6 protein-coding genes, 1 pseudogene and 2 riboswitches are annotated in these 11022 nt (G+C 65.0%); of the genes and pseudogenes, 4 read left to right on the forward strand and 3 right to left on the reverse strand.

Features of this window, described 5'->3' with window-relative positions; genetic code table 11:
- The first annotated feature begins 97 nt into the window (after window positions 1–97).
- The 3 genes from ACTHQX_RS10890 (at window position 98) to ACTHQX_RS10900 (ending at window position 5011) form a co-directional block, all read left to right on the forward strand.
- The gene (locus ACTHQX_RS10890; protein WP_440157538.1) at window positions 98–2308 is read left to right on the forward strand and encodes a multicopper oxidase family protein; all 2211 of its coding nucleotides are present in this window, start codon (window positions 98–100) and stop codon (window positions 2306–2308) included.
- On the forward strand, window positions 2305–3486 hold the full coding sequence (locus tag ACTHQX_RS10895; protein ID WP_440157540.1) for a hypothetical protein: 1182 nt from the start codon (window positions 2305–2307) through the stop codon (window positions 3484–3486). Before ACTHQX_RS10890 ends, ACTHQX_RS10895 begins: the two co-directional genes overlap by 4 nt.
- A 235-nt stretch (window positions 3487–3721) precedes the next feature.
- Window positions 3722–5011, forward strand: coding sequence for an ammonium transporter (locus ACTHQX_RS10900; RefSeq protein WP_440157542.1), 1290 nt, complete (start codon window positions 3722–3724; stop codon window positions 5009–5011).
- A gap of 516 nt (window positions 5012–5527) precedes the next feature.
- On the opposite strand, the gene ACTHQX_RS10905 is transcribed toward ACTHQX_RS10900, so the two are convergent.
- Genes ACTHQX_RS10905 through cycA form a run of 3 tightly spaced genes read right to left on the reverse strand, consistent with a single transcriptional unit; the run spans window position 5528 to window position 8824 of the window.
- Window positions 5528–6337, reverse strand: a complete 810-nt coding sequence (locus tag ACTHQX_RS10905; protein WP_440157544.1) for a methylenetetrahydrofolate reductase — start codon at window positions 6335–6337, stop codon at window positions 5528–5530.
- A 31-nt stretch (window positions 6338–6368) separates the two neighbouring features.
- Window positions 6369–7325, reverse strand: a complete 957-nt coding sequence (purU, locus tag ACTHQX_RS10910) for a formyltetrahydrofolate deformylase (RefSeq protein ID WP_440157567.1) — start codon at window positions 7323–7325, stop codon at window positions 6369–6371.
- Window positions 7325–8824, reverse strand: a complete 1500-nt coding sequence (gene cycA, locus ACTHQX_RS10915; RefSeq protein ID WP_440157546.1) for a D-serine/D-alanine/glycine transporter — start codon at window positions 8822–8824, stop codon at window positions 7325–7327. Before cycA ends, purU begins: the two co-directional genes overlap by 1 nt.
- Window positions 8825–8969: 145 nt before the next feature.
- A riboswitch (glycine riboswitch) is annotated at window positions 8970–9067 on the reverse strand.
- Between the two features lie 204 nt (window positions 9068–9271).
- A riboswitch (glycine riboswitch) is annotated at window positions 9272–9372 on the forward strand.
- Between the two features lie 148 nt (window positions 9373–9520).
- Between cycA and ACTHQX_RS10920 the strand changes: the two are divergent.
- Window positions 9521–11022, forward strand: a pseudogene (locus ACTHQX_RS10920) (glycine dehydrogenase (aminomethyl-transferring)); the annotation flags it as partial.

Raw genomic sequence — 11022 nt, forward strand, 5'->3', positions numbered from 1 at the left:
CTTCCCGGTGAAGAAACCGCCAGGACACGACCCTGAGACAGCTCTAATGCCGGGGCCCACCAGGCCATCTTTTTTGCCCCGAAGGAGGCGCATACCCATGTCAGAAGAATCCGCAAAACCCACAAACGAAGTGTCCCGCCGCAATATCTTGCGGCTGGGCGCGGCCGGAGGCGCCGGGGCGGCCCTCGTGGCCGCGCAGGGCTGGGCGGGCCCCCTGCTTGCGCAGAAAGGGCTCCTGTCGCCCGACGGCGCGTTCGCGGCCTCGTCCACCGCACTCGGGGACCTGCTGTTCTACGTGGAATCGTTCCCCACCAGCCCGCTGATTTTGAAGCCGTTCGACGAGGAGCTGACCATTCCCAAGGCCTTGGCTCCCACGCCGGCCGTGGGTGATGGCTCCACCAAGGGCTACACCGAATGGGACGAACCGCCCGGCCCCGGCCAGGGACAGCAGAGCTCGTTCAAGAATGAGCGGCATCAGATCTGGCCGAATCAGATCGGATCCCCCGACCCTCTCGTGTACAAGATCGATGTAAAACTGGGCGAGCACGCATTCACCAAGTCGGAAGTGCTGCCCATCGACGCCAACGGCCGGCCCACAATCTCGTTCGACGACAAGGGCAAGACCTACCCGGCCGGCACAATCAGGAAGCTGCCATACAGCACCATCTACAGCTTCAACGGGACCTTTCCCGGGCCGATGATCAACGCAGAGTATGGCAAGCCTGTGCTGGTCCGGTTCGAGAACCAGTTGGATAAGAACGAAAAGGGGCTGGACCGCCAGGACTTCGGTTCGCCCGACTGGTCCTTCCTGACCCACCTGCACAACGGCCACACCGCGCCCGAGAGCGACGGCAATCCGCACTACTCGATGGTCTCTGGGCCCAAGTATGAGGGCTACCTGCCGGGGACATTCTGCGACAACCTGTACCTGAACTGGCCGGCCGGCAATGACGACCGCGAGAAGCAGAGCTTCTTTTGGTTCCACGACCACCGGATGGACCACACGGGGTCCAATGTCTACAAGGGCATGGTGGGCCTCTACCCCATCTATGACCCGAAGGGCAGCATGGACATGGGCGATGAGACCAAGGGTTTGCGGCTCCCCGGCGTCCGCAAGGACAACCCGGACGGATCCTTCGACGTCGACTACGACATTCCGCTGGCCTTCTACGACTGCAGGCTGGACGACGGCGTCACCATGCACAAGGACATCCACGACGTACAGAAGGAGTTCCCGGACGCCAAGAACCCGGCCAAGCACCCCGAATGGTGGGGCAAGACGTTCTACAAGCACTTCCCCAACCACGGCTTCGTGGGCGACATCTTCACTGTGAACGGAACCGCCAATCCGGTGCTGGAGGTGAAGCGGCGCAAGTACCGCTTCCGCTTCCTCGACGCATCCATCGCCCGCATCTACGAGTTCAAGCTCATGAGTTCCACCAAGGGCCCCAAGACAGCCGTATCCCTCGGCTACAAGGGCGACGAACTGGAGGGCCAGTACAGGATCCCGGACGCCCAGCAGTGCATGCAGTTCACCCAGATCGCGTCCGACGGCGGCCTGCTGCCGTTCCCGATCAAGCGCGATTCCTTCGAGCTGTGGCCGGCAAAGCGGCGTGAAGTGGTGGTGGACTTCAGCCGGTACCAGGACGGTACGCCCACCACCAAGGGCGACGTCATCTACCTGACGAACGTCATGAAGATGCCAAACGGCCGGATGTGGAGCAACTCCTCCCGGTTCTCGCCTGACCCGAATTACAAGGTGCCCGTACTGAAGATCGTGATCGGCGACGACGCTCCCGATGACAGCAAGATCCCCACGAAGATGCGCGATCTTCCGCCGCTGCCGAGCAACTGGCAGACCATGCTGGACAACCGCCTGATCTTCGAGGTGGAACGCGGCTCGGGCGGCGGCGAAACCGAGTGGCTCATCAACGGCAAGCCCTTCACCCCGAACACCGTGGCGACGAGCATGAAGAACCGCGCCGGCCGCTCACCGCTTGCGCAGCAGAAGAAGGGCAGCTTCAACCTCTGGGAGATCCGCAACGGCGGCGGCGGCTGGGTCCATCCGTTCCACCTGCACATGGAGGAACACCGGACCGTCATGCGGAACAACAGGGACGTGACCCGCGGCGGCGACAAGGGCCATCCGGACGATGTGTCGCGTGAGGACTTGGTGGCCCTGGATCCCGGCGAGTCGGTGATCATCTACCGCGGCTTCAGGGACTTTGTGGGACCGTACGTGGCGCACTGCCACAACCTGGCACACGAGGACCACGCCATGATGTTTGGCTGGGAGATCACGCCATGACAGCGGCCCCCGCGGGCACCGCCCACCGGAGCAGCAGCGGGACCGGCGCTTCGGCGCCGGCCCGCCCCGCGGTCCCGTGGCTGACGGTCATCCCGCTGGCGGCGATGATGGCCTACGCCGACGGGTTCTGGATGGTGTCGCTCCGCGGCGCTGTGGGGGCCATCGAGCGCACCCAGGAGCCCTTTACGAGCTGGCTTCGGGAATCAACCGTGCTGCTGCCGGCCTTTGTCCTGGCGGTCCTCGCCGCCGTGACGCTGGCGCTGCGGTGGTTCGGGCCGGTACTGGCCGGCAAGAAGGCCTTCCTGACAACCGCCCTGCTGGTTGCCGCCGCCGGCACATTGGCCGGGACCGTCATACTGGCTGCCAGTGAAGCCTGGGACTACGCCCTGCAGCACGACCTCATGGGCTCCCTCCACCACGCGTCCTCCGTCCAGTCCGTGGAACAGCTGGATCAGGCCTCCCTGGGGCTGCAGCTGGCCGCCTTTGGCTATGGCGTCGGCCTGCTCCTGCTCACCAACCTCGTGGTGACCGGGTGGACTGTGGCGATCCGGGGCGGGCGGCTGGACGTCAGCCGGAGGCAGAAGGGGCGGCGGAAGGATGTCCTGCGCCCCGCGTGGACAGGCGGCCGAACCCGCGGCGGGACAGGCGCCACGAACCTCAGGCAGACGATGGCGGCGGTGGCACTGCTCGGTTGCGCCGCCATCCATCTCGCGGTCATACCGGACCACTTCAATCACTGGGTGGTGGCCAGCGTCTTCTTCCTTGCCCTGGCGCTGGCAGAGGTGGCCGGCGGCGTCCTGCTGCTGCGACGGCCCGGTGTGAATGTCATCGGTGCCGTCGCGGTTGCCTCCGTGGTGCCGCCGGTTTTGTGGGCGTGGTCCCGCGCGTCAGGGCTCCCCTTCGGCCCCAACCCCAATGTGCCCGAGCCTGTTGGCCTCGCCGATGTGGCCGCCTGCCTCCTCGAGCTGGGCACCCTGGCGATCGCCGTCGTCCTGCTCCGCGCCAGGCGCAGGGAAACCGGCGGGCCGGAGAGGCAGACGACGGCGTCCGCCCACCTCCGTGCGCTGGCGGTGGTGGGGGTGATCGCCATTGGATCCTTGGGCGTGGCAGGCGCCGTGCCCGGCTGGCTGGTCGATGTGGATACCTCAGGAAACAGCACCCACAGCGTCACGCATTAGGAGCGCGCTTTTCTACACAACGTGATCCAACACAGACGCGACGGCGGCGGGCCCTGACGGGGGCCCCGCCGCCGTCGTTTTAACGAGCAAAAGCGGTGACTGCCAACAGTGGTAACAAGCAATTTACATGCCCGAAACCTACCGCGGTTTCCGGAGTCCTATGTTGTGGGGACTAACGGCATTCGTCCGGGTCTCAGCAAAATGCCACCCACCGATTTTCTGAGTGGAGTTCGAAATGAACGCTGGAGATGTTGCCTGGATCCTCGCAAGTTCCGCACTGGTGTGCATGATGATTCCCGCCCTGGCCCTCTTCTATGGGGGCATGGTGGGGTCCCGCCGGATCCTGAACATGATGATGATGTGCTTCGGCGGAGCCAGCCTGGTGGCCGTGCTGTGGGCACTGTTTGGATACTCGATGGCCTTTGGCAATTCCGTGAACGGCCTGGGCCTGATAGGGGACGTCACGCAGTATGCAGGCCTCGAGCCGATGCTGAAGGATAATCCCGATGCCGCCCTGCCGGCAGCGCTGTTCACGTCCTTCCAGCTGTTCTTCGCCTGCGTCACCACCGCCCTGGTTGCCGGTGCGGCCGCCGGGCGCATGAAGTTCGGCGCCTGGATGGTGTTTGCCGGCGTCTGGGCCACGCTGGTCTACTTTCCCATCGCGCACTGGGTCTTTGCGTTCAACTCCGCGGACGGCTCGGTGACCGGTGGCTGGATCGCCAATGGCATCAAGGCCATCGACTACGCCGGCGGAACAGCAGTGCACATGAACGCCGGCGCCGCCGCCCTCGCCCTGGCCCTGGTCCTGGGCCGCAGCTCCGGCTGGCCCAAGATGGAACACTCCAAGCCGCACAGCCGGCCCCTGGTGCTGGTGGGCGCGGGCCTGCTCTGGATTGGCTGGTTCGGCTTCAACGCAGGCTCTGCGCTGTCCGCCGGGCACGCCGCGTCCGTGGTGTTCCTCAACACCGCGGTGGCCGCCGCGGCGGGGCTGCTCGCCTGGGCACTCGCTGAACGGATCAGGCACGGGGCCACCACCAGCATGGGCGCCGCCTCAGGCCTGATCGCCGCGCTTGTGGCCATCACTCCTGCCTGCGGCGCTGTCAGTCCGCTGGGCGCCGTGGCCATCGGCGCGATCGCCGGTGCTGTCTGCTCGCTGGCGATCGAATGGAAGTTCCGCCTTGGCTTCGACGACTCACTGGACGTGGTGGGCGTGCACCTCGTGGGCGGCATCATCGGCACGCTCCTCATCGGCATCTTCGCCACCAGCAGCGCGCCCAACGGCGTCAGCGGCCTGCTGTACGGCGGCGGCCTGCAGCAGCTGGGCATTCAGTCAGTCGCGACCGTTGCCGTGCTGACCTACTCCTTCGGCATGACCTGGGTGATTGCCAAGGTGGTGGACATGGCCATGGGGCTGCGCATCCACGAAGAGGACGAGCTCCGCGGCATCGACCTCGCGGCCCACGCGGAATTCGCCTACCTGACAGACGAAGACCCGGTGAACCTGGGCGCCGCACGCCCGTCCTGAACCGGATCCTCTGCAGGGACGACGGCCAGATCCTTTGTGAACGCCAACGGCCCTACGGTCTCGGGGTCGGCGGCGAGGTCGAACTGCGCGGCTTACCCGGTGTTCAGGTACAGGTACTTGGCCGGGGCAGCCGCGGGTCGGACGAGGCTGGCGACGCGATCCGGCTGCAGCTGACCGTCGGCGAGCTGCTCCTGTAGTTAACCCCGTTGATTGCTCCGTGGGTGCCCTTTTCACGCTCCAAAACGGCACCTACGGAGCAACGGATGGGAGATTTTGTCCAGATATCGCGGGTTGCGCGGCGTTTTGGGCCCAATATCTGGACAAGAACTCCACTGGTGCGCAGTCAGACGCCGAGGCAGGCGTGTTCTGTGACGCCACCGTCTAGGGTGATTGGGGTTTCAGCCCAAGATGCAAGATGTTGAGACCAGAAAAAACGCGAACGTACAGTTGTGGCTTCCCTTCCGCGGCGGGAAAGGGGCCACGAGTGTACGTTCGCGCTCTGGTTGCGGCCTTTGGTTAGGAGGCTTTGGCGCCCGCGGGGAGGTTCCAGTTCATCGCCGGCTGGGTTTCGACGTTGTTGAACGTGTAGAGGTGGATGCCCGCAAGTGCAGGTTCCATGGTGGCCAGTTCGGAAACCAGGGACCTGGATGAGTAGCTGCCCGCGTTCAGGAGCCTGCGGGCCAGGGGGCCTTTCCGGTTCAGGAACTTCAGCGACGGGCCGACCCCGATTTTGGTGGCCAGCGAGATCAGCTTGGCCCGCGGAACGGCCCCGGCCACCCCAGCCCAGATCGGGAGATCGAGGCCTTCGCGCCGCAGCATTTCCGTGTACCAGCCGATCCTGGGCGCCGAAAAGCACATCTGGGTCACCACGTTCGAGGCCAGATGCTGCTTCTCCAGCAGTGCATCGAGCATCTGCAGCTCGTTGTGTTTCGGATGGCCTTCGGGATATCCGGCGACACCGATGGCCATGGACCCGCCGGTCAGGTCGGCAATGTCCTCCATGAGCCGGCTGCTGTTGCCGTAGGGACCGGCGGGCTCCGGAGCGTCACCTCCGATCGCGAAAACCTCCGTAATCCCCGCAGCCTCGCAGTCACGGAGCATGCCGGCCAGCTGCGCCCGGCTATCGATGCTCCGGGCGGCCAGGTGTGGAATCACCTTGTAGCCCAGCTGGCCAAGCTGGACCGAGGCCCCCACGGTGGCCTTGACCCCGTGGTGCGGGAGGCAGGTTACCGTCAGCGTTGATCCGGCTGAAACGTGCGTCTGTACTTCGGCAACAATGCCGTCGGTGGGAATGATCTCCAGGCGCACCGGCAATTGGTTCGTCATGAGCAACTCCAGGTCTGGTTGGATGGGCTTGTCAGCGGAGGATGACCGTGCGGTTCCCGGACAGGATGATTCTTCCTTCGGCGTGCCAGCGAACAGCATTCGTCAGGGCCTTGCACTCCGCGTCCTTGCCCACGGACACCAGGTCCGCGGGAGTGTAGGTGTGGTCGACCTCAATCACCTGCTGCGCAATGATCGGTCCCTCATCAAGCTCTGAATTCACGTAATGGGCCGTGGCGCCGACAGTCTTCACTCCGCGCTCATGCGCCTGGTGGTACGGTTTGGCACCCTTGAAGCTGGGCAGGAAGGAGTGGTGGATGTTGATGGCCCTGCCGGCGAGCCGGGCGGTGGCCGAGTCGCTGAGAACCTGCATGTAGCGGGCCAGGACCACCAGCTCAACTTCATAGTCATCCACCAGTCCAAGCAGCTCGGCCTCCGCTTCGGCTTTGGTCTCCGGCGTCACGGGGATGTGGTGGAACGGGACCCCGTGCCAGGCTGCGAGCCCTTCCAGGTCAGGGTGGTTGGACACCACCGCCGCTATCTCCACCGGCAGCTCGCCGTTGCGGGCGCGGACCAGCAGGTCGTTGAGGCAGTGATCGTATTTGGACACCATCACCAGGATCCGTTGCTTGCGGCCGTGGCGCTCCAGACGCCAGTCCATGCTCCATTGACCTGCCAGCGGTGCGAAGCTGTCTCGGAGCTGTTCGACGGCGGGCTGTTCGACGGCGGCGGTGTCACCTGCCGTGTCACCTGTCGCGTCACTCGTCGAGGCGAAGTGGACCCTCATGAAGAAATGCCCCGCGGTCCGGTCGCCGAACTGCTTGAGGTCAACGATGTAGCACTCCTGCTTGAGCAGGAAATCCGCGACCGACTGGACTATTCCCAGCGAGTCCGGGCAATGGAAGGTGAGCACAAACTCCCCGCCGGCATCGGGAGTCTGGGCCCCGCGGGCCCGGGCCGCCGCCGTCGGCCTTTCCTCGGTCCTGATCATCACTTGACGCTTTCCTTCTCCTCGAGATGCCGGCTCCCATGCTCGCGGGCGGCGGTCTCCTCAGCCTGTAGTTCATCCTGGAAGGCCGCGTAGCGGGCCAGGTGCGCGGGCCGGCGGCGCAGAACCAGCCAGGCCGCACCGAGCAGGACGAACCAGACGGGGGTAACCAGCAGTGCGGTCAGGGTGTCGGGCTGGGTGGTCAGGGTCCACAGCACGAAGGCGAAGAACGCGAAGACCACCCACACCATGGGGATGCCGCCGGGCATCTTGAACTTGGAGGCGGTGTGCAGGTGCGGGCGACGGCGCCGGAAAGCGATGTAGCTGGCAAGGATGATCGACCAAACGAAGACGAAGCAAACGGCCGAAACGGTGGTGACCATGTCGAACGCCTTGCCGACGTCCTGGCCGGCGTACATGAGCACTACGCCGGAGAGCAGCAGCACGCAGGACAGGAACAGGGCGTTGTTGGGTACCTTGCGGCGGGACAGGCTGCCGAAGGCGGCGGGCGCGTCGCCTTCCTGCGCCAGTCCGTAGACCATGCGGGAGGTGGAGTAGATTCCGGAGTTGGCCGAGGACATCGCCGAGGTCAGCACCACGAGGTTGACCACCGTGGCGGCGGCCCCGAGTCCGGCCAGCGAGAACATCGCAATGAACGGGCTGTGGCCGGCGGCGAACTGGGTCCAGGGCGTGACGGACATCAGGATGATGAGGGCACCCACGTAGAAGAGCAGCACACGGATCGGGATGGAGTTGATGGCCTTGGGAAGGTTCCTCTCCGGGTTCTTGGCCTCTGCGGCCGTGGTGCCCACCAGTTCGATGCCCACAAAAGCGAACACAGCGATCTGGAAGCCGGCCACAAAACCCATGAATTCATTGGGGAAGAAGCCGCCATGGCTCCACAGGTTGGTGAAGCTTGCCTGTCCGGCGTCGCTCTGGAAACCACTGAAGATCATGAACATGCCCACGATGATCAGGGCGGCGATGGCGATGATTTTGATGAGGGCGAACCAGAACTCTGTTTCGCCGAATGCCTTGACTGTGGTGAGGTTCAGCAGCAGCAGGATGGCCACGGTGGCCAGGCCCGGGATCCAGAGGGGCAATCCCGGCCAGAGCTCGCGGGAGTACCCGGCGATGGCGATGACGTCCGCAATGCCTGTGATCACCCAGCAGAACCAGTAGGTCCATCCGGTGAAGAACCCCGCCCACGGCCCCAGCAGGTCGGCGGCGAAGTCGCTGAAGGACTTGTAGTTCAGGTTGCTCAGCAGGATCTCGCCCATGGCCCGCATGACGAAAAAGAGCATGAAGCCGATGATCATGTACACGAAGATCACGGACGGCCCGGCCGCGGAAATGGTCTTGCCGGAGCCCATGAACAGGCCCGTGCCAATGGCACCGCCGATGGCGATCAGCTGGATGTGCCGGTTGCTCAGCTGCCGCTCCAGGCGGGGAGCCTCACCGGCTGAGGAACCGGCTGGGGAGGCAGGGGGATGAATCGTCATAAGGAACTCCATCGTTCAAGTGGCCAATAGCCACACTGATTCGGTTCCTCCCCACTCTGTCTTGGACCTGAGAGATTCCGCGGACATGGTCTTCCGCTTGCACCGTCGGTGAGACAGGACGTGCCTGCCTGCTTTCCAGAGTTGCCTCGCCGCGGCGGTACGTGGGCCTGAGAGTTTCCTGGGGAGGGTTTGCTCCTACGGCGCCTGCTGAACGTACCGGCAGGGCTCTCCCGCCGCAGATCGTAAGCATTTTCAGTTATTTAAAAAAATTTATGTGTGCCGGCGGCGGCCGTCTTGCCGGCCCGGGCCGGTCAGTGCAGCCCCGCTGGCCACCGGATCAGTGTGGTCTCCGTCACGAAGAAATGTCAAACGGGGACCTCCGATTTGGTCTGGGCGGAATTGTCCCGTAACCTGTGAGCCGAATCACCCCACATCTTCATAGCCTTTCGAACCGTGGCGGGAGAGTCCTCCCAGTCATTCACCGGGCAGGCGCCGTAGGAGCAAATCCTCCCCAGGAATCTCTCAGGCCCCCGTACCGCCGCGGCTAGGCAACTCTGGAAAGCAGTTCGGGTAACCGGGCTCACCGACGGTGCAAGCGGAGAATCATGTCCGCGGAATCTCTCAGGTCCAATACAGAGCGGGGAGGAACCCAATCCATGCCGTGCCACACGTGGCCGGCCAGACCTGGAGTTCCTCATGACGATTCAATCTCTTCCATCAACCTTTGCCGACCGGCATATCGGCGCCCGGCGCCAGGCCGATATCGACACCATGCTCAAGACTGTCGGCTATGACACGGTCGACGGCCTCGTGGATACCGCCGTTCCGGCGTCCATCCGCCAGGAGAACCCCCTGCTGCTCACCGCCGCCCTGAGCGAAGTTGAGGTCCTGGCGGAGCTTCGCCGCCTGGCCGCCAAGAACAAGACCGGCGTGCAGATGATCGGCCAGGGCTACTACGACACTGTCACGCCGCCGGTGATCCGGCGCAACGTCCTTGAAGCCCCCGCCTGGTACACCGCGTACACGCCGTACCAGCCGGAGATCTCGCAGGGCCGGCTGGAGGCGCTGCTGAACTTCCAGACGATGGTCCAGGATTTGACCGCACTGCCGGTCGCCAACGCGTCGCTCCTGGATGAAGCGACGGCGGTGGCCGAGGCTGTGCTGCTCATGCGCCGGGCCAACAAGAACAAACAGGCCAAGGACGGCAAGACGGTCCTGGACTCCGACTGCCTCCCCCAGACCATCGCGATCGTGCTGGGCCGCGCCGAAGCCCTCGGCTTCGAAGTGGAGGTGGCGGACCTGTCCCAGGGACTGCCCGACGGCGACATCAACGGCGTCGTCCTCCAGCAGCCCGGCGTTTCGGGCCGGGTGTGGGACCAGACCGGCGTCATCGCGGCCGCCAAGGAGCGCGGCGCGCTGGTGACGGTGGCCGCTGACCTGCTGGCTCTGACCCTGATCACGCCTCCGGGCGAGCAGGGTGCGGACATCGCCGTCGGAACCGCCCAGCGCCTCGGGGTTCCGCTGTTCTTCGGCGGCCCGCATGCCGCCTACATGGCGGTGCGGGCCGGCATGGAGCGCACGCTCCCGGGCCGCATCGTCGGCGTCTCCAAGGACAACGCTGGCGCGCCCGCCTACCGGCTGGCCCTCCAGACCCGCGAGCAGCACATCCGCCGGGAGAAGGCGACGTCCAACATCTGCACCGCCCAGGCGCTGCTGGCCATCGTGTCTTCCTTCTACGCCGTTTACCACGGCCCCGACGGCCTGAAGGCAATCGCCGAGACCGTCCACAACAACGCCCGCGTCCTCGCCACCGCGCTCAAGACGGCGGGCCGTGAACTGGTCAGCGACTCCTTCTTCGACACCCTCACTGTGCGGGTGCCCGGCAAGGCCCACAAGGTCATCACCGCCGCGGAGGCCCGGGGGATCAACCTGCGCCTCATCGATGCGGACACCGTTGGCGTCTCCATTGATGAGACGACGACGGCGGAGGTGCTGTCCGCCGTGGCCGTCGCCTTCGGCGCCGGTCCCGTAGGGGACGCAGTGGGCTTCGAACTTCCGCAAGCCGTGCGGCGCACCTCCGCATACCTGCAGCACCCGGTGTTCAACACGCACCGCTCCGAGACCCAGCTGTTGCGCTACATCCGTAAGCTCTCCGACCGCGACCTGGCGCTGGACCGGACCATGATCCCGCTGGGCTC

The organism is Arthrobacter sp. SAFR-023, assembly GCF_051965295.1.
Lineage (GTDB): Bacteria > Actinomycetota > Actinomycetes > Actinomycetales > Micrococcaceae > Arthrobacter.